Annotated in this window: 11 protein-coding genes, 1 pseudogene and 2 CRISPR repeat arrays; of the genes and pseudogenes, 1 reads left to right on the forward strand and 11 read right to left on the reverse strand. The window is 69.2% G+C overall.

What is annotated here, in order from left to right; genetic code table 11:
• Window positions 1-28 precede the first annotated feature (28 nt).
• From ABFY03_RS33340 to ABFY03_RS33390, 11 genes are all read right to left on the reverse strand, one after another.
• Window positions 29-439: a hypothetical protein gene (locus ABFY03_RS33340; protein ID WP_043224602.1), complete on the reverse strand. Its 411-nt coding sequence runs from the start codon at window positions 437-439 to the stop codon at window positions 29-31.
• 116 nt (window positions 440-555) lie between these two features.
• Window positions 556-1,391, reverse strand: a protein-coding gene (locus ABFY03_RS33345; protein WP_428838198.1) for an IS5 family transposase whose coding sequence is annotated in 2 segments (ribosomal slippage) — window positions 556-1,016 and window positions 1,016-1,391 — 837 coding nt in all. Because the reading frame shifts where the segments join, the coding sequence is not laid out codon by codon here.
• Between the two features lie 68 nt (window positions 1,392-1,459).
• The gene (locus ABFY03_RS33350; protein WP_346171655.1) at window positions 1,460-2,329 is read right to left on the reverse strand and encodes an IS5 family transposase; all 870 of its coding nucleotides are present in this window, start codon (window positions 2,327-2,329) and stop codon (window positions 1,460-1,462) included.
• A 249-nt stretch (window positions 2,330-2,578) separates the two neighbouring features.
• Window positions 2,579-6,269: direct repeats of the CRISPR family, unit length 29 nt; unit sequence CGACCCACCTCCGCCTGCGCGGAGAGCAC.
• Between the two features lie 18 nt (window positions 6,270-6,287).
• Complete coding sequence (gene cas2e / locus ABFY03_RS33355) at window positions 6,288-6,599, reverse strand: type I-E CRISPR-associated endoribonuclease Cas2e (protein WP_346171656.1); 312 nt, start codon at window positions 6,597-6,599, stop codon at window positions 6,288-6,290.
• A gap of 26 nt (window positions 6,600-6,625) precedes the next feature.
• Window positions 6,626-7,543 carry a type I-E CRISPR-associated endonuclease Cas1e gene (cas1e, locus tag ABFY03_RS33360; protein ID WP_346172340.1) on the reverse strand — a complete coding sequence of 306 codons (918 nt, stop codon included), beginning with the start codon at window positions 7,541-7,543 and terminating at the stop codon, window positions 6,626-6,628.
• Between the two features lie 71 nt (window positions 7,544-7,614).
• On the reverse strand, window positions 7,615-8,292 hold the full coding sequence (cas6e, locus tag ABFY03_RS33365; RefSeq protein WP_346171657.1) for a type I-E CRISPR-associated protein Cas6/Cse3/CasE: 678 nt from the start codon (window positions 8,290-8,292) through the stop codon (window positions 7,615-7,617).
• On the reverse strand, window positions 8,289-9,158 hold the full coding sequence (gene cas5e, locus ABFY03_RS33370) for a type I-E CRISPR-associated protein Cas5/CasD (protein ID WP_346171658.1): 870 nt from the start codon (window positions 9,156-9,158) through the stop codon (window positions 8,289-8,291). The genes cas6e and cas5e overlap by 4 nt, the downstream gene beginning before the upstream one ends.
• Window positions 9,155-10,333 (reverse strand): type I-E CRISPR-associated protein Cas7/Cse4/CasC, encoded by a 1,179-nt coding sequence (gene cas7e / locus ABFY03_RS33375; RefSeq protein ID WP_346171659.1) that lies wholly within the window; start codon window positions 10,331-10,333, stop codon window positions 9,155-9,157. Before cas7e ends, cas5e begins: the two co-directional genes overlap by 4 nt.
• Before the next feature lie 72 nt (window positions 10,334-10,405).
• Window positions 10,406-11,125, reverse strand: coding sequence for a type I-E CRISPR-associated protein Cse2/CasB (gene casB, locus ABFY03_RS33380; protein WP_346171660.1), 720 nt, complete (start codon window positions 11,123-11,125; stop codon window positions 10,406-10,408).
• Window positions 11,122-12,753: a type I-E CRISPR-associated protein Cse1/CasA gene (gene casA / locus ABFY03_RS33385; RefSeq protein ID WP_346171661.1), complete on the reverse strand. Its 1,632-nt coding sequence runs from the start codon at window positions 12,751-12,753 to the stop codon at window positions 11,122-11,124. Before casA ends, casB begins: the two co-directional genes overlap by 4 nt.
• A 218-nt stretch (window positions 12,754-12,971) precedes the next feature.
• Window positions 12,972-15,863 (reverse strand): CRISPR-associated endonuclease Cas3'', encoded by a 2,892-nt coding sequence (locus ABFY03_RS33390; protein ID WP_386723766.1) that lies wholly within the window; start codon window positions 15,861-15,863, stop codon window positions 12,972-12,974.
• 200 nt (window positions 15,864-16,063) lie between these two features.
• Window positions 16,064-16,702: a CRISPR direct-repeat array (repeat unit 29 nt; unit sequence GTGCTCTCCGCGCAGGCGGAGGTGGGTCG).
• 227 nt (window positions 16,703-16,929) lie between these two features.
• Here ABFY03_RS33390 and ABFY03_RS33395 point away from each other — a divergent pair.
• A pseudogene (locus ABFY03_RS33395) lies at window positions 16,930-18,559 on the forward strand (ISAzo13 family transposase).
• Window positions 18,560-18,766: the final 207 nt, after the last annotated feature.

An 18,766-nucleotide genomic window follows, 5' to 3' on the forward strand; every position in this document is an offset into this window, starting at 1 on the left:
AGGGGGGGAGGGATGTGGGCCTGTCCGCCTATCGGCCGACGTCAGCGACGTGGACCAGCTGGTTGAGCGCGGTCACCGAGTACCAGCGGCAGTCGACCGGCTCCTCGCCGGTCCCGACGCGCGGTATCAGGTATTCGCGCAGGGCCTGCTGGTGCACGAGGCACTCGGGGCACCGGGTGGACAGGTGCACCATGTAGCGGGGGTGGGCGGTGAGGTAGGAGCGGTGGCCACCGTTCGGGTCGAGCAGCCGCCACCCGTTCTCGTCGGTCGGCGTGTGCCACGAGTCGGTGACCACCTTCATCGCGTCACCCCACAGCCGCCCCTCGGCGGCCCCCTTGAAGATCACCACGTGCTCCCCGGGCCGGAAGTGCGCGTGGGTGATGTCCCGCTTCGGGGTGAGCGGGTCGTGCGGCAGGTACACGGGACGGGTCTCAGGCACGGACGGTCCTTCCACAAGGTCGCGGGGCGGCGGTGGAAGACAAAGGGTCCGGAGAATCCCCGGTTTCGGAAACCGGGGATCCGCCGCTATATTGCGCGCTGCGCGCCTAAGAGGTCCTAACAAAGGCGTTGGACGTGTCGGTGGGTGATGAGACAGGTGGCGAGGCCGAGGAAGGCTTCGTGGATGTCGTCGCGTCGTTCCCATCGGATGCGCAGGCGGCGGAATCCGTGGAGCCAGGCGATGGTGCGTTCAACGACCCAGCGGTGGACGCCGAGGCCCGAGCCGTGTGGGACACCGCGTCGGGCGATCACCGGTTTGACGCCCTGGGCCCAGACGAGGCGGCGGTATTTGTCGTGGTCGTAGCCGCGGTCGGCCAGCAGTGTGTCCGGTCGTCGTCGCGGCCGTCCGACCAGGCCGGCGACGGACGGGATCCTCGCGAGCAGGGGCATCAACTGCGTCACGTCGTTGCGGTTGCCGCCGGTCAGCGACACGGCGAGCGGGATGCCCTGTCCGTCGACGAGGACGTGATGCTTGCTGCCCGGACGTGCGCGGTCGACCGGGCTGGGTCCGCTTTTGGGCCGCGCCGAGCGGCCCTGACATGACTGGAGTCGATCACCGCCCGGGACCAGTCGAGCTGCTTCGCCGACCGCAACTTCGTCAGCAGAACGACATGGAGCCGGTCCCACACACCCGCCTCGTTCCATGCGGCAAGCCGCCGCCAACACGTCATGCCGGAGCCGAAGCCGAGCTCCTGGGGCAAGTACTCCCACTGGATCCCCGTGTGAAGCACGAAGAGGATCCCGCACAGAGCCTTCCGGTCAGGAACCCGCGGGCGCCCCGCCACCAGCTTCGGCGCCGGGACTGGCAGCAACGGCTCGATCAGCAGCCACAGTTCGTCCGAAACGATCCACGGCCGAGAGTTCCTCTTCCCCACGAACGGACCAACGAGCATCCAAGCCGACAGTCACACCATCAATGGCTTCTGTTAGGACCTCTAAGAGGTCGTTTTCGACCGATGTTTCATCCCGTGATGGGATGTTCTGTGGTGCTCTTCGGGTCGCGCCAGGAAATGGCGTTCTCGCTGGTGAGGCGGCGGGCCATGAGACCGGTCATCGCGAGGTGGATCATGGCTTCGGAGCGGGTGGGCAGGGTTTCGTAGTCGCGGGCCAGGCGCCGGTGGAGCATGAGCCATCCGTAGGTTCGCTCGACTGCCCACCGTTTCGGTATCGGGGTGAATCCCCTGGTTCCGGGCTTGCGGGCGGTGATCTCCATGTCGATGCCGAGGGTGGCGGCATGCTCGACGAGGTGCTGTCGGTAACCGCCGTCGACCCACACCTTGCGGACCCGGGGGTGGTCGGCGGCGACCTGGTCGAGCAGCGTTGTGCCGGCCACCGAGTCCTGCACGCCGGCCGCGGTGACCAGTACGGCGAGGAGGAGTCCGAGCGTGTCGGTGACGATGCTCCGCTTCCGGCCGACGATCTTCTTGCCGGCATCGATGCCCTGGCTCGAGGCCGGAACGCTGGTGGAGGTCTTGACGCTCTGCGCGTCGATCACACACGCCGAAGGCTCGCCGTTCCGGCCCTCCTTCTCACGCAGCAGCTGACGCAGTAGGCCGTTGAGCTGCACGAACACGCCCTCGTCGGCCCATTTGGCGAAGTAGCCATAAACGGTGTTCCAGGGCGGGAAGTCGTGCGGGAGATAGCGCCACTGAACCCCGGTCCGGTCGACATACAAGATCGCGTCCATGATGTCGCGCAGATCGCGGTCGGGCGGCCGGCCGAAGTGCAGAGCCGTGCGCCGGCGCTCGAGACGCCAGGCGGTCAGAACCGGCTCGATCAACTCCCAGCGGGCATCGGACAGATCACTCGGATACGGACGTCGCTTCGCCATGCTTCCGGCCTACCGCCACGAACCGCATGCGCCCAGGCGCACAGCAGCGGCGCTGGAAGCACGCCACCACGAAGACCGGGCATCATGGGATGAAACAGGATCACGTCGAATCCAGCCCCATCCGCAACCTCACCTGTCCGGCGAAAAGCGGAAGCATCGACAGTCTCACCAGCACCGCCATCCAGCGCCCCAAGAAACGCCTTATAGGCGGTAGTTCAGGTGAGAAAACGACCTCTAGGTCGCGGAGTACGATTTATCTCCGCCTGCGCGGAGAGCACGTCGGATGCTTGTAGACCGGCAGGGCGCCGTCCGACCCACCTCCGCCTGCGCGGAGAGCACGTGGATCTTCTGGACGTAGGACACGACGGCGTCGACCCACCTCCGCCTGCGCGGAGAGCACGCGCGCAAGCCACCAGGCCGGCGCGTCGAGCCGACCCACCTCCGCCTGCGCGGAGAGCACAACCGCCGGCGCGCCGCGGACATCGGCTGGGGCGACCCACCTCCGCCTGCGCGGAGAGCACCCGAGCCGGGTGGCCTGGGCGATCGGTGCCAACGACCCACCTCCGCCTGCGCGGAGAGCACTTCGCCTCCCGGGCGAGGAAGCGGCTGAACGCCGACCCACCTCCGCCTGCGCGGAGAGCACCCGATGTTCTCCAGCGCCCTGGACGCCTGGGACGACCCACCTCCGCCTGCGCGGAGAGCACGACACCTTCACGAGGGTCGCCAACTGATTGGCCGACCCACCTCCGCCTGCGCGGAGAGCACTCCATGGCCTCCTCGTACGTGTAGCCCCACTGCGACCCACCTCCGCCTGCGCGGAGAGCACGCGTGCGAGGGGTCCGGCTCACCGGGTGCGATCGACCCACCTCCGCCTGCGCGGAGAGCACCTACTCGACGGGAAGTTCTGCGGACTGACTCGCGACCCACCTCCGCCTGCGCGGAGAGCACTCCACACCTCCCACAATCGATCATGCCTGCGGCGACCCACCTCCGCCTGCGCGGAGAGCACTCGACCAGGGCGGCGCGGAGGAGGTTCTCATCCGACCCACCTCCGCCTGCGCGGAGAGCACAGGTCGCGACGGAGCTGGTAGCCCATGAAGGTCGACCCACCTCCGCCTGCGCGGAGAGCACGGCTTTCCCCGCCCCGATCACCGCCACCTGGGCGACCCACCTCCGCCTGCGCGGAGAGCACCAGGGCGTCCTCGGTGCTCTCGAATACGGGTGCGACCCACCTCCGCCTGCGCGGAGAGCACAACCCGGACAAGCTGTGGCTCGACAGCGAAGCCGACCCACCTCCGCCTGCGCGGAGAGCACCATGATCACACAATGTAGGGTCTGACCTACAGCGACCCACCTCCGCCTGCGCGGAGAGCACGTGCGGGCAGCCGGCCGCGGACGAAGTCGACGGCGACCCACCTCCGCCTGCGCGGAGAGCACCGTCCCCATCCGACCATGTAGAGGGCGCCGGCCGACCCACCTCCGCCTGCGCGGAGAGTACTTGGTCGAGCTTGCCCTCGATGCGGCCGACTCCGACCCACCTCCGCCTGCGCGGAGAGCACTTCAGGAGGTCGAGTTCCGCGCCTGCCTGGATCGACCCACCTCCGCCTGCGCGGAGAGCACACGCGCGGCACATCGCAGATCGCGCCCGATGACGACCCACCTCCGCCTGCGCGGAGAGCACAACGTACCGAGAGGGCCGTCGGCCGGCCCGGAGGACCCACCTCCGCCTGCGCGGAGAGCACAAGAAGGACCCCACCCCGGACCTCATCGAAGGCGACCCACCTCCGCCTGCGCGGAGAGCACTCCTACCAGGCCACCCGCGGCGGTGAGAAGAACGCCCCACCTCCGCCTGCGCGGAGAGCACTCGCGTGACGGTGAGAGCAGGCCGTTCTCCACCGACCCACCTCCGCCTGCGCGGAGAGCACCCGTCCTCGTTCTCGAAGAGCAGCCACAGCTCCGACCCACCTCCGCCTGCGCGGAGAGCACGGACATGGCCCGGCCGATCTCGTGGGGTTCGAGGACCCACCTCCGCCTGCGCGGAGAGCACGGATCCACGAGGAACGACGTGCCCCAGCAGACCGACCCACCTCCGCCTGCGTGGAGAGCACTCCATCGCCTCCATCAGCTGCTCCTCGACGGACGACCCACCTCCGCCTGCGCGGAGAGCACCCCAGGGACCGCAGCCCCTCCGGCCGGTACGTCGACCCACCTCCGCCTGCGCGGAGAGCACGCGCTGTGCACCGTCCAGCCACGGCCGGCGGCCGACCCACCTCCGCCTGCGCGGAGAGCACGCCTCCAGCAACACCGGCGCCAGACCCTTCGCCGACCCACCTCCGCCTGCGCGGAGAGCACCAGTACACGGCCCACGGCCCGTCCAGCATCTCCGACCCACCTCCGCCTGCGCGGAGAGCACTCAACCGCCCACTGCACGCCCGCGTCGTACCGCGACCCACCTCCGCCTGCGCGGAGAGCACCTTGCGCTTGTCCGTCCAGTGGATCCCCATCGCGACCCACCTCCGCCTGCGCGGAGAGCACTCCGCGGCGGCGTCGCTCAGGGTCCGGGTGAACGACCCACCTCCGCCTGCGCGGAGAGCACGAGTTCGGCGATATCGACTACATCGAACTGGACGACCCACCTCCGCCTGCGCGGAGAGCACTTCCTCACGGCTCGCACGGCGGACGCGAACAACGACCCACCTCCGCCTGCGCGGAGAGCACTCCGACAGGATCGCCGGCGACGACAGCACCATCTGACCCACCTCCGCCTGCGCGGAGAGCACACCTACGTCCGCGACACCGGCACCGGGAACGTCGACCCACCTCCGCCTGCGCGGAGAGCACGTGACGAACGGTCGTGCCGCGACGACCTGAGCCGACCCACCTCCGCCTGCGCGGAGAGCACGGCTGCGGCTGCGGCTTTGGCGGGTTGTTTGGCGACCCACCTCCGCCTGCGCGGAGAGCACCTTTCCCGCGCCGACCCGGAAGGAAATCGAGACGACCCACCTCCGCCTGCGCGGAGAGCACTGACGTCACGGGACAGCTTGTCGGAATCGAGACGACCCACCTCCGCCTGCGCGGAGAGCACGCGCCCAGTCCGACACCGTCCCTGCGCCCGGCCTGACCCACCTCCGCCTGCGCGGAGAGCACCCGATGACGACCGGCGTCGTCACCGACAAGAGCGACCCACCTCCGCCTGCGCGGAGAGCACGCGGTACGTCTTGCCCCGGATGACGACCGTGTCGACCCACCTCCGCCTGCGCGGAGAGCACCGCCAGGAACGACAGCTGGCCGCCGCCGCCTCCGACCCACCTCCGCCTGCGTGGAGAGCACGGCTCTCGCGCACCTCCGGGGAGGTTGTGGATCGACCCACCTCCGCCTGCGCGGAGAGCACGCCACCTTCGTGCTGAAGGAGTTCGAGGACGTCGACCCACCTCCGCCTGCGCGGAGAGCACTGGACGGAGAGCAGCGGTCGTAGCGGCTGCTCCGACCCACCTCCGCCTGCGCGGAGAGCACGAGGAGCGCCTGGAGGCCGACATCACCAACGCCGACCCACCTCCGCCTGCGCGGAGAGCACGGTCACGTCCCGCGTAAGACCCGAGGTCACCGCGACCCACCTCCGCCTGCGCGGAGAGCACCCCTTGTTGGCGCGGGCGAGGTCGGCGAGGAACGACCCACCTCCGCCTGCGCGGAGAGCACGGTGTCGGCGGTCTCGGGGAGGAGGGGGCCGCCGACCCACCTCCGCCTGCGCGGAGAGCACCTCCTCTGCTCGGTGATCCGGCGCCCCATCATCGACCCACCTCCGCCTGCGCGGAGAGCACGTCTTGGTCGGTGGCGCACGCCGCGCTGCAGGTGACCCACCTCCGCCTGCGCGGAGAGCACCTCCAGTACACCCGCGACGGACTCACCCAGCGCGACCCACCTCCGCCTGCGCGGAGAGCACCCTTCCTGACCTGCGATTCTAAAAGAGATTTGCCATTTCTTGACTCTTTTTCCCGAAGGCCATCAGGGTGAGCCCGTCGAAGTCGATGGGTGTACGGCGTCGGCTGCCTGTGGTCCGGAGGGTGAAGCCTTGTTCGTTGGCGGCGGGATAAGCGAGGACGGCGGCGCCGTTGGCGGTGCAGGCGGTGACGGAGGTCCAGAGTTCGTCGCGGACGCGGGCGGAGACGGTGCCGATGTACAGCTCGGGGGTGACTTCGAGGAGCCAGCGGGTGAGGGCGCCGCGGAGGTGGTCGGGTACGGCTGTGGCGGAGATGACGATCATCGAGGGCATGGTGGTGGGGGTCTCCCGGGGTGTGGTCAGGGGCCGGGGGTGTGGTTGGTGCCGCCGGGGACGGTTCCGGTGGTGGGGTCCCAGAGGTCTACGAGTTGTTCTTCGGGGTCGGGGATGTCGGTGGGGTGGCCGGGTGCGAGGAGGGTCTGGATGTCGGTGACGATGCGGGGGAGCAGTTTGAACAGCCGCAGGCCGTCGCGGAAGGAGCGGCGGGCTGCGGCTTCGGGGTCGGGTGAGTTGTGGAGGGAGAAGGCGAGCGGGATGGTGAGGTCGGCTTTGTAGAGGTCGGCGATGTCGTAGACGAAGGCTTGCTGGTTGCCGTTGTGGACGAAGCCCAGGGCGGGGGAGCAGCCGAGGGCGAGGATCGCGGCGTGGACGATGCCGTAGAGGCAGGTGTTAGCGGAGGACAGGGCGAGGTTGACGGGGTCCTGGGTGTCCCAGGAGTCCGGGTCGTAGGCGCGGCGGAAGCGTCCGATCTTGTACTGGCGGGCGAGGAGTTGGTAGAGGGCTTTGACGCGTTGTCCTTCGAAGCCGCGGAGTTGGTTGAAGTTGGCGCCGGCGGGGACGGTGCCGGGGCCGAAGCGTTTTTCGTACATGGCGGTGGCGACGGCGAGTCGTCGGGTGTCGTCGGCCCAGGCTCGTGTCTGGTGTTCCAGCCAGGTGGTTGTGAGGGAGTCGGGCAGGGTGGCGGCGTAGCAGCGGACGCCGCCGGCGCCGGTGATCAGGACTGTGGTTCCGTGGCGGGCGAAGGTGGCCAGTGCGCGGGCGGTGATGGAGGTGCCGGGGCCCAGGAGGACGCAGGAGAGGGCGGCGGTGGGGAGGTAGACGGTTTCGGTGCCGCGTCGTTCGCTGGTGACTTCGGCGCACACTCCGGTGTCGTCCTGGTGGATGCGGACGATGTCCAGGTAGAGGAAGGAGAGGGAGTCGGCGACGCGGGGCAGCATGGCGACGGTGGGTGCGGCAAGGCGACGCCGCCCGTGGGAGCGGGCGGCGTTCGGTGCAGGGTCGGGTGTGGTCACTGGGACCCTCGGGCGGGGGCGATGGTGAGCAGGCCGCATCCGTAGGCTTTTCCGCGTCCGATGCCTTCGGTGATTTTCGTGCGGAGCAGTTCGGGGTCTTCGATGGTGGCGGTGCCGTCGAAGCGGGTGCGGGCGTGGCGGACCAGGTCGCGGGTGGTGGTTGTGCCGCGTTTGCCGTGGCGTCCGCCGGCGGCGTCGAGGGAGACGGATTCGATGGTGTGGGGGGTGAGGCCGGCGGCTTGTGCCTGTCCTTCCCACCAGGTGTCGGCCGCTGTGCCGTGGAGGGGGACGACGGCGGGGAGGTTGTAGTGGGCGCGGGTGGTGTGTCCGGGGCGGCGGACGGCGTTGGCGATGCAGCGGTAGCGGACGGTGAGCCCGGGGCGCAGGGCGTCGAGGAGGGCGTCGAGGGGGCGGGAGAGGCTGGTTCCGTAGTTCTCGGGGAGCCGGGCCAGGTCGGGCTCGTGGGTGCTTTGCATCAGCAGGTGCAGGCCGTGGGGGGTGTCTTCGGTGCGGAAGAGCACGTTGAACCGGGCTCGCGGATCCGGCCCGGCGTCCGGGGGGAACAGGGCCATGAGGCGCTGGTGGAGGGCGAGGCCCATGCGGGTGCCGGTGGTGTCGTTGCGGGCCTGGGCCGAGCGTGGGTCGGGGGCGATACGGGTGAGCCAGACGGTCACGGACGGTTTCCTTCCATGGTTTCCGGCAGGTGGCGGGACAGGTAGGCGGCCAGGGCGTCGAGCTGCTTGGTGCCCAGGCCCGCGTACTGCTCGGCGGGCAGGTGCAGGGAGCGCCGGTAGAGGGGGCGGGCTCGGTAGGTGCGGCGTGTGGTGTGGAAGGTGAGGGGTTCGTCGGTGGCCTGGCCCGCGGGATGGGCGCCGTCGCTCGTGTCGGCGGTGAGCAGGTTCTCGGGGACGGGCAGGGTGTGCAGGGGCCGGTCGGAGAGGAACTCGATGCCGGAGGGCGCCGGGGCGGTCGCGGCCAGGGGGAGGCGGACCAGGTGGTGCAGTGCGTCGTCGGTACGGGCCACGAGGAGGGGGCCTTCCGGCGGGCAGGAGCGGCGGCCGAGGTAGAGCGGCCACTGGGGGAAGTGCAGGGCGTTTTCGCAGCGCGCGAGCAGGTCGCGGTGGTCCGCGTGCTCCGCGGGTGTGCTGCTTGGGGCGGGGGGTGCGGTGAGGGCGATGGTGAAGGCCGCGTCGGCGAGGTAGTGGCGGTGGCTGAGGAGTGTGGTGGTGTCGCCGCTGCGTTTTTTGCCCTCGGCGGTGGTGACGGTGGCTTTGGCGGGCAGGCCGCCGCCGACGGTGTGCAGGTCGCGCAGGCGCACGCCGGGCCGGTCGGCCCGTACGGTCAGCGACAGGCGGGTCAGGTCGGTGATGGACTGGCCGCGGCTGCGGCCCAGGGCTGCGGCCAGCAGTCCGATGACCCCGGAGCGGGTGGGGAAGGCGGCGGTGTCGCGGTCGGTGAAGTGGCTGTGCTCGCCCCAGGACTGCAGGGGGCCCGTCAGCCGCAGCAGGAGGCCGGGTTCGGGCAGGGCGGGGCTGCTCATGCGCTGGTTCCGGCCGGTGCGGGGGTGAGGGCGGTGGCCAGGGTGGTCTCCAGGAGCTCGTCGAGGGAGCCGTAGCGGATGCCGAGACCGGGCAGGTCCTTGGAGGTGGTGCTGGTGAAGCCGCAGGTGAGGATCCGGCTGTTGCCGAGCATGGCGTTGGCCGCCTGGGCGTAGGTGCTGAGGTGGTCGGCGGAGGGTTCGGCGAAACCGCTGGTTTCGGTGGCGCGGACGGGCTTTTCGAAGGCTGCAGCGTAGGAGACGGGGCGGTCGGTGCGGACGGAGACGTGGATGAGGCTGGGCAGGGTGTGCGGCGCGGTGGAGTTCTTCTTGGCGCGCGGCACCGATTCGATGAAGGCGGACAGGAAAGCGCTGGTGAGCTCGCGCAGTGCGTCCGGCTCGTCGCCGATGTTCGCCGACAGGTCGCGCAGGTCGATGGTGGCGAACCGGTAGAAGGTGCCGGCGCTGTACTCGGCGTGCCCCATGTGGCCGCTGCCGGTGCTGTCCTTCCAGGCGGCGGTGATGTCGTCGACCGCGCTGAAGTAGTCCACCTCGACATCGGTGGTGTGGGTGGTCAGGGCGTGGGCGACCTGGACGGCGCCGTCGACGCCGGCTTCGTCGACCTCGGCGAGCATCCGGCCGAAGAGGTTGATGACTCCGTTGCGGGAGCGCAGGACCGTCTCGATGCGCTCCTTGGGCAGCACGCTCTTGTCTGCGGGCTTCTTGATGTCCTTGGCCGCTTCCAGCAGCGGGCGGAACTCTTCGGCGAGGTCCGCGAGTTCGCCGACGGCCGTCTCGGGGACGTAGACCATGGCGTTGGTCAGGACCTTGTTGGGGATGATCTCCTTGTCCTTGGTCTTGGCCAGTTCGAACTTGATGCTGCTGCCCGCCGCGAGGTGACCGCCGGCCCGCAGCGCCAGGTCGGCTGGCCACCCCCGCTCCTGCAGTTCGCTCGTGACCCGCTCGCCGATGCGCCGGGTGCGCAGGGCGGCCTGGCCGATGTGCGTCTGGAAGTCCTCGCGTGCCGCGCGCTTCCAGCACTGGCTGCTGACCCGCGTGCGCAGCGTGCCGCCGTACTGCACGGTCTTGACGGCGTTGGCGTCGTCCCGGTTGAGGTTCGAGAACGGGACGGGGTGAAGGACGTGGACGTCGATGAAGCGGGCGGTGTTCGGTGTCATGACGGGTCGCATTCTGTGGTGAGGGCGGTGTGGTGGGGAGGGCGGGCTGTGGAACAGCTCGGCGAGAGGGGGTTACGGCCTGTTGTCCAGGAGGGCGTTCTCGTCCGTCTGGTCGCTCTTGTTGCGCTGGTCTTCGTAGGTTTTGCGGTAGTAGTCCTGGAGCCAGCGGCGGCTGATGCGTCCTGAGAACGCCGGCCAGGCGATCAGGTCCTCCATCAGCCGGACCCAGTCGACATCGATGCCGGTCTGCCTCAGGTGGCGCACGGTGGCCGGCAGGTGGCGGTGCAGCCCGGCGGCGCTCTGCCGGGTCAGCAGGTGCAGCCGGGCCTCGGCGTTGGAGACGCGCATCTCGCGTTCACGCCCGGGGCCTTCGGTGACAGCCTGCGCGAGGCAGTGGCCCAGACTCCGGCCCCAGTGCTCGGACCATGTGTCCTCGTTCTCGCGCACCGGGGCTGAGCCGGGGCCATCCGCGACAGGGGGCGTAGGCGGGGCTTCCTCGGCGGCCTCGGCGGGTTCGTCCTCGGTCGTGAACGTGTGCCGCGGCCGGTCGGCGATCATCGACGCGACCAGGTAGAAGGCGCGCTCTTCCGTCTCGGACACACGGCGATGACGGGGAAGCCAGGGTGCCACGATCCGGTGCATCGGGCGCACATGGTCCAGGTCCCGGCGCAGACCCGCGCGCAGCGCGCTGCGGGTACCGGGGTCGCGGCACGCGTCCGTGACCCAGGCGACGTACTTGTGCAGGTGCTCTCGGCGAAGGCCGGCAGCCGTTCGCGGTGACGGGATGGTCATACGGAAACTCCCTGATCCGATCCGGTGGGTTCGAGGCGGGAACCGGCAGCGCTGCCGGTTCCCGCGCCCTTGGGGGGCCGGCCCCCGTAGAGCTCGATACGGGCCTCGGCCACGGCTCTGGCACCGCGCACATGGGACGCGAGGGGTGCGGTGACCGTGTCGTAGCTGCGTTCTGCCAGGGCGAGGAATGCCTTGCGTGTGGCTTTTCGGTCCAGGCCCGCGTCGAGCGAGGCCGAGGAGCGGTCGAGCCGGCGGTAGCGCGACCAGAATTCCGTCTCTGCCTGCGGCCAGTAGCGGGCGCCGGCCTCGGCGGACCAGGTGGACTGCTCGGCCTTGGGGTCGTCGACGTAGAGGGACCAGGCTCTGCGCACCGCGCGCTCCAGCCTGTGGCCGTACAACTCGCCGAGTTGACGCAGCCGGCCCGCCGCCGCTTCGGTGCGCGGGGCGTCTTCCTCCACGAAGCCCAGCAGGGGAGGAGTGGACCCCTCGACGAACTGCCGGTCCTTGGCCTGGCCCTCCTGTTCGAATCCCAGCGCTCTTACCCGCAGGGTCTCGGCGACCTCGAAGGCGGTGTCGAACACCTTCGGCCGCCGCGGTTGCGCCGGCCCGCCCGCCTCGTACAGCAGCAGGGCGTCCACATCACGCCACAGCGCCCGACGTGAGTCCGCCGGCCGCGGGTAGCGGTTGCCCTGCTGGCTGATCTGCCAGATCAGATAGGCGTCGTCCCGGGGAATGCGCTCGCCGCGGTACGCCCACGTGATGAACGCGTCCGCCACCGCGTCCGGTTGTTCCTCGTCCGCCACGAGCAGCAGGGCATGTGAGGAGCAGGCGGTGAGCAGAGCCAGCGGACCGGTCCTGTCAGCCGGCGGGGTCTCGGGGTCGGGCAGCTCCTCCCACTCCCACGGGCACAGATCGACATCACGGCGGACCGTGACCTCCGGCGGGGTGAGCCCTGCCAGCAGGGTCTGGAAGAGGGTTTCGCCCTCGGGGTGGTAGGACAACGCCGTACGCAGCGGTCCTGCGGTGGCGCTGGCACTCTTCACACCCCCCACCTCACGGGCCGAGCACCTTCCGGAAGGCCCGTAGAAGTGCCACACCAGCAGGTTGAGAACGGCCTCCGACACCGTCGGAAGGGTGGGGGACAGGGGGCTGACGTGGGTGAACCAGGAGTGGTTGTTGCCTGCGGGGCGCGTCACGATCAGCTTGTTCACGCCCGCGGTGTTGCCGGCGTCGCACTGCTCCGCCAGGCGGGGGTCCTGCATCCAGGGCCGTCCCCCTTCACCGTCGAAGACGAAGAAGCGGTGTCCCCAGGTGGCGAAGTACTCCTCGATCGCCTCAGCGGGCAGCCTCCCCGCCTCGACCACGTCCATGCGGCGCTCGCCCCAGTCACCGGGACCGCTTTCGTCGAGCCGGGTGACCCGCGCGGTCAGGGCGTACAGGATGCGCAGCAGAGCCGAGTGCGCGGGCGGTTCGGCGACCGCGAGCCCCGTGATGTCCTGACTGCGCAAAAGCAGCTCACGGAACCCCAGCATCCCGGGAAGAGGCTCGAAGGTACTGCTTCGCGCGTGCGGCGCCCAGATGACCGGGAAGAGCGGCGCTTCCGCTGTGCTGTGCGAACGTGCGGGCATCAATGCCTCTCAGGAGTCACAATGCGACGGGGTCTTCGTGCAGACGGAGGTGACTCGCCTGCCGCTACTGGGCAACCGGGTCAGCGCATCCCCTGCCCGCGTGAGCGGGCGTGCCGTCCGGCAGAGGGGTATCTCCCTCGGCCAGGGTGGTCAGTGGTGTGCTGAATAAATTTCATCAAGCCTGCTGCTACAGGAAGAGCGCTTGACGTGAGCTGGCGTCAAGTGATCTCAAGTCCTACTGATGAGACAGAAATTGATCGCTTCCCATGGCGTCCGCGCCAGCTTGCCCCGTCCGGCTCACGGTGTACGGCCACCAGAACGAGGTCGCGTAGAGCCACCTGCTTCTCCCAGCCGGGAGGATGGGGCATGCCTTCGCCCTCAGGCAGCCACGACCCCGGAACGGGTGCGACCCGGGACATGATCGAGCCCAGTTCTTCGCGCGTGGGCGTCGATCTGCGCGCCAGAGCGGACAGACTCATGGCGCCTTCCTCGTCGAGCGTCAACTCCCCACCGGGCTGGGTGTACAGCAGCAGGACACGTCCGGTGTCCGCTCCCAGCCGGGTCGTCAACAGCTCCTCGGTCACACCGTCCTGGAGTGCGCTGAGCCTGCCGAGGTCTCCCTCGACATCATGCGGCCCGCAGATCGTCGCCATCCGGGCCAGGTGAGACTCGGCCGTCTCCTTCGCCGCGCGTTTCAGATCCATCCGCGCCAGCTCCTGCTTCACCGCCGCATCCAGACCCTCGACGAAGTCAGCCGCGTACACGGCGTCGACCAGCCGCTGCACATCGCCGGGAACCGCGATCCCGCCCGCCTGTTCCCGGCGCAGCAGCTCCGCGGTGCGAACGAGCAGCCCGTGGTCGTACACCGTGCCCCAGACCGGCGGAACCTTCGTGCGGCCCTCACCGTCCCACGGCTCCAGAACCACCAGCTTGGGGCGTTCCTCCGCCTGCGCCCAGGAAGGACGTCCCTTCGACCCCCGCCGGTGCCGCCGACCGCGGCCCACCCGCTGCAACAACTGGGCGAGCGGAGCGAGGTCACTGATGACGAGGTCGAAATCGAAATCCAGCGACTGCTCCACTACTTGGGTCGCCACCAGGATCGACCCCGCCCGCACCCCGATCTCCTCGACCGCGGCGGGCTTGCCGTACGCCCTCTCACAATCCCTGCTGATCCGCCGGCGCTCCCGAGCCTGGTAACGCGAGTGCAGAATCCGCAGCCCGCCCTCCCGCCGGTTCAGTTCGGGAAACGTCGCACACAAGTCCCGGTAGGTCGCCTGGGCTTCGGCGACGGTCGTACAGCACACCAGAGCGGTCCCGCCCTCCTCCGCCAACTGCCGCAACTGCTCCCGAAGCCGTTCGCGCCTCCCGCCCCTGCGGACAGCGGAACCCGGAGCGTCCAGGCTGTCCCAGTGCACACCGTGGACCTCGACATCCACGGTCCGAGCCCGCTCGGTCAGCGTCGCGCGCGGCGTGGACACCTGACCGCTCGCCGCGTCCGCGAACAGCCAGCCCGGATAACACGGCCTCACCTCCACCGGCTCCAGGAAACCGGCGCCCCGCCGATAGGCGTTCACCAGCGAACCCGCCGTGGAACCCGTCAAGGTCGCCGACAGCAGCACCACCGGAGCGCCGAACGCCCCGAGCCACTCGAGCAACCGGGTCATCAGACTGTGCATCCACGGCCCGTACGCGTGGGCCTCGTCGATCACCAGGACCTTGTCCGACACACCCATCAGGCGCAGCACGTTGTACCGCAGCGGAAGCACACCGGCCAGCACCTGATCGATCGTCCCCGCTCCCAGCGGCGCGAGAAGACCCCGCTTCGGCCCCCGCAGCCAGGTTCCGGCAGCGGTCGCCGTGCCGCGCTCCGCGACCACCGCACTCGCACCTGCTGCTAGCGAACCCGTGCCGGAAGAACTGTCGTAGGCGGGTCCGAGCCAGGCCATGGAGTGCAGAAGCGTCAGCGCACGCTCCCCGTACAATGCCTGATCGGCAAAAGCGGCCACCCGAGGAAACATGCCGTCCGCCGTCGCCATCGTCGGCAACGCGAAATACAGTCCGCGCGCCCCCGCCACCCGCCCGAGCACCGCAGCCGCATACAGCGCGGCCTCGGTCTTTCCGTCACCGGTGGGGGCAGTGACCAGCAGCAGACCGGAACCCCGCGTTGCCGCCAGCCCGGGAAGGTGTTCCACCAAGTCCCGCTGCAACGGGTTGGGGGAGAACGGGAACATCCCCTCGAACTGCTGGAGCGCGAAATCCGCCCGGCCCAGCTGTGCGGCCCGCACTACGCCAGGAGCGGCATGAGAAGCCCTGGCCCAGTGCTCGTCCAGCGCGCGGGGCGTCGCCTTCCACCCTGCCGCAGGCAGAAGCGGCTTGATCCAGTCTGTCTGACTCGCCAGCCAGTCCGCCACCACGACCAGACCGGCAACGACAACGGAGAGTTCAGCCGGCAGCCCACCCTTCGGCAAGGCCACCGCCCCCACCACCCGCCGCAGCTCGCTGAAGTGCTGACGGCGCTGATCGGCCCAACCCTGCTCGCCGAGACCCGGTGCATGGATGCTCCCGGCACCCAGTTTCCGCTTCAACAGAGGCTTACCGAACACGCCATGATGACCACCGAGCAACTGGGCCACTTGGTGACTCACCGCTCGCCGCATCCGATTGAGGTCACCCGGGTAACCGATCTCGTCCAGGAGCGAGGTCACTGCCCAGTGCGTCGCCACCTCATGCCGGAAAGTGGTCTCGTGCTCGGCCCCCGGAACGGCGAAGTACGCCGGCTCCTTCCGCACGGCCGCGAAAGCCGCAGGCACCTGAGCTTGAAAAGCCGGAGTGATCTTCCCGAGATCGTGCAGGCCCGCCCAGAACGACAGGACCTGCCGGGCCTCCGGCTCGGACAGCTGCACGGCCTCCGCGATACGTGCCCGGGTCCGGGAACTCAGCACCACATCCCACAGCACGCCGAAGACAGCTGCCGCATCCAGCAGATGGCAGATGGCCGGGTAAGGACGCTCCAAGCCTCGTTCCTTACCCCACAGACGGCAGTCGGGGCCGGCGGCACACGCGGAGACAGCATCAAGTTCTGGCACGACGCCACAGGTATCAGGTGGCACTGACAACGCCCTGATCTGCAAGCCCTCGTGGTGCCACGCCTGCCTCGGTGCACTGCAGCAGGGCGTACTGCTCCGGCTGATGTGCCGTAGGCTTCGCCGTTGTGACCAGGCATGTGGAGGGCAGACGTGCTGGCGTTTCTTTCGAAAGAAAGGAATCGTCAAGAAACGGCAAAGCCCTCTTGGAGCGCCTGCTCAGGAAGGTGCTCTCCGCGCAGGCGGAGGTGGGTCGTGCCGGTACAGATCGGCGGCCAGGTCTTCTCCGTGCTCTCCGCGCAGGCGGAGGTGGGGCGATCGGCATGGGCATCATCGGCCTGGCCACCATGTGCTCTCCGCGCAGGCGGAGGTGGGTCGGCGCCGGCCCTGTACCGGTACGAGCAGGACCAGTGCTCTCCGCGCAGGCGGAGGTGGGTCGCAGATGGTCGAGATCGCCAAGGGCATGGAGAAGTGCTCTCCGCGCAGGCGGAGGTGGGTCAGGAACTCGACGTCTACGCCGCCTGGCTCCAGCGTGCTCTCCGCGCAGGCGGAGGTGGGTCAGGAACTCGACGTCTACGCCGCCTGGCTCCAGCGTGCTCTCCGCGCAGGCGGAGGTGGGTCGATGGCCGGCTCCCTCCTCCACGTCGGTGAGCTGTGCTCTCCCCGCAGGCGGAGATGGGTCGGCTCCCAGGACCTTGACCAGTTCCGCGTGGTCGTGCTCTCCGCGCAGGCGGAGGTGGGTCGGCGTCTGCGGACGGCCTGCGCCAGTCGATCTTGTGCTCTCCGCGCAGGCGGAAGTGGGTCGATGCTGAACATCCCGGCCAGGCCCGGATGTCCGTGCTCTCCGCGCAGGCGGAGGTGGGTCTTGACCGGGTACTGGGGGCCGGTCCGCCCGTCCGTGCTCTCCGCGCAGGCGTCCACCACGCGATGCTCGGCATCGCCCGGATGCACAACCTCGCCCACGCCGGATAGGCCGGTTGGCCGCACAGCAGCCAACCACGCCCAAGGCAACCCGAAGATCATTTGCGGGACAACCCTTAGGGCTTGAGGGAATAAAGGTGTTGCTTCCCGTTCTGGGCCTCGTTGGTGTGGTATGCGCATCCCGGACGAGACACGTAATCAACTCTCCGTGAAGTTCGCGGTGTTGTTTCCGCATCTCGACGAGCGGCAGCGTCGGTTGTTGCTGGCTGCCGAGGCTCGTGTCCTGGGGCACGGCGGTGTTCGGGCCGTCGCACTGGCGGCCACGGTGAGTGAGACGACGGTCCGCAAGGGCGTGTACGAACTCGAGGCCGGCGAGGAACCGCTGGGACGGGTGCGGCGGCCAGGCGGAGGGCGCAAGCGGGTCGCGGTCCTCGATCCGGGGCTGCGGCCCGCGCTGCTGGCGCTGGTCGAATCGGACGAGCGGGGTGATCCGATGTCGCCGCTGCGGTGGACGGTGAAGTCGACCCGCCTCCTCGCTCGGGAACTGACCCGAGCCGGTCACAAGGTCAGCGCCGATACCGTCGCGGCTCTGCTGCGGGAGGCGGGCTTCAGCCTGCAGGCCAACGCCAAGACCCTGGAAGGCGGCCAGCACGCGGACCGCGATGCCCAGTTCCGCGATCTCAACGAGCAGGCGCGCGAGCACCGGGACGCCGGCCAACCGGTGATCAGCGTGGACACCAAGAAGAAGGAACTCGTCGGAGAGTTCAAGAACAACGGCCGCTCGTGGCGGCCTGCCGGTGACCCGGTGCCGGTTCACATGCACGACTTCGCCGACCCGCAGCTAGGCAAGGCCATCCCATACGGGGTCTACGACCTGGCGGCGAACACCGGATGGGTCAACGTCGGCACCGATCACGACACCGCTGCGTTCGCGGTGGAATCGATCCGCCGCTGGTGGCACGGCCAGCGCCACGCCTCCTACCCGCAGGCGGACACGGCTGCTGATCACCGCCGACGCGGGTGGCTCCAGCGGCTACCGCACCCGGGCCTGGAAACTCGAACTCGCCCACCTCGCCGCTGAAACAGGACTGACGATCACCGTCTGTCACCTGCCGCCAGGCACATCGAAGTGGAACAAGATCGAGCACCGCCTCTTCTCCCACATCACGATGAACTGGCGGGGCCGCCCGCTGACCAGCCACGAAGTCATCGTCCAGTCCATCGCCGCAACCACCACCCGCACCGGACTGCGCGTCCATGCCGAACTCGACACCAGCACCTACCCGACCGGAGTACAGATTGCTGACGCGGAGATGGCGGCACTGCCGCTGACCCGCCACGGCTTCCACGGCGACTGGAACTACGTCCTGCATCCCCAGCCGGCCCCGACCGTCCCAGCCGCCCGGACCCCGAAACCGTCCGAGCCGGAGTGGGCCCCGGCCCTGCTGTCCGACCCCGCGCTCACCGGGATGTCTCCGGACCAACTGCACGACCTGGTCCAGACTCTGGCACCGGACCGGGACACCCAGCGCGGCCGCCCGCCGCGGCTGGCATTCCCTGACCAGGTCCTGGCCGCGGTGCTCCACCTGTGCGTCAATCTGGCCGCGGAACCCCTCGCCGTACTCTTCGGCAGCAGTCGCACAGCCATGCACCGCACCCTCCTGAAGATCAGGAGACTGCTCAAGGCGCACGGCGTCGCCATCCCACCCGCCGTTACTCCGCCAGCCGCCCTCGCGGTCCTCCACGCACGGGTTCTCGCTCCGAGCAGCGAAGCCAGCAGCAAGATCAAGACAACGTGTTAATGATCTGCAAGCCCTTAGAGGTCGTTTTCGCCTGAACTGCCACCTATGAGGCGTTTATTGGGGTGCTGGATGGCGGTGCTGGTGAGACTGTCGATGCTTCCGCTTTTCGCCGGACAGGTGAGGTTGCGGATGGGGCTGGATTCGACGTGATCCTGTTTCATCCCATGATGCCCGGTCTTCGTGGTGGCGTGCTTCCAGCGCCGCTGC

The organism is Streptomyces roseofulvus (assembly GCF_039534915.1).
Taxonomy (GTDB): domain Bacteria; phylum Actinomycetota; class Actinomycetes; order Streptomycetales; family Streptomycetaceae; genus Streptomyces; species Streptomyces roseofulvus.

What these genes read in the sequence shown, in the direction of transcription:
- ABFY03_RS33350 (WP_346171655.1), bottom strand. Translation starts at nt 2,329, where the DNA reads ATGGCGAAGCGACGTCCGTATCCGAGTGATCTGTCCGATGCCCGCTGG.
- cas2e (WP_346171656.1), bottom strand. Translation starts at nt 6,599, where the DNA reads ATGCCCTCGATGATCGTCATCTCCGCCACAGCCGTACCCGACCACCTC.
- cas1e (WP_346172340.1), bottom strand. Translation starts at nt 7,543, where the DNA reads ATGCTGCCCCGCGTCGCCGACTCCCTCTCCTTCCTCTACCTGGACATC.
- cas5e (WP_346171658.1), bottom strand. Translation starts at nt 9,158, where the DNA reads ATGAGCAGCCCCGCCCTGCCCGAACCCGGCCTCCTGCTGCGGCTGACG.
- cas7e (WP_346171659.1), bottom strand. Translation starts at nt 10,333, where the DNA reads ATGACACCGAACACCGCCCGCTTCATCGACGTCCACGTCCTTCACCCC.
- casB (WP_346171660.1), bottom strand. Translation starts at nt 11,125, where the DNA reads ATGACCATCCCGTCACCGCGAACGGCTGCCGGCCTTCGCCGAGAGCAC.
- casA (WP_346171661.1), bottom strand. Translation starts at nt 12,753, where the DNA reads ATGCCCGCACGTTCGCACAGCACAGCGGAAGCGCCGCTCTTCCCGGTC.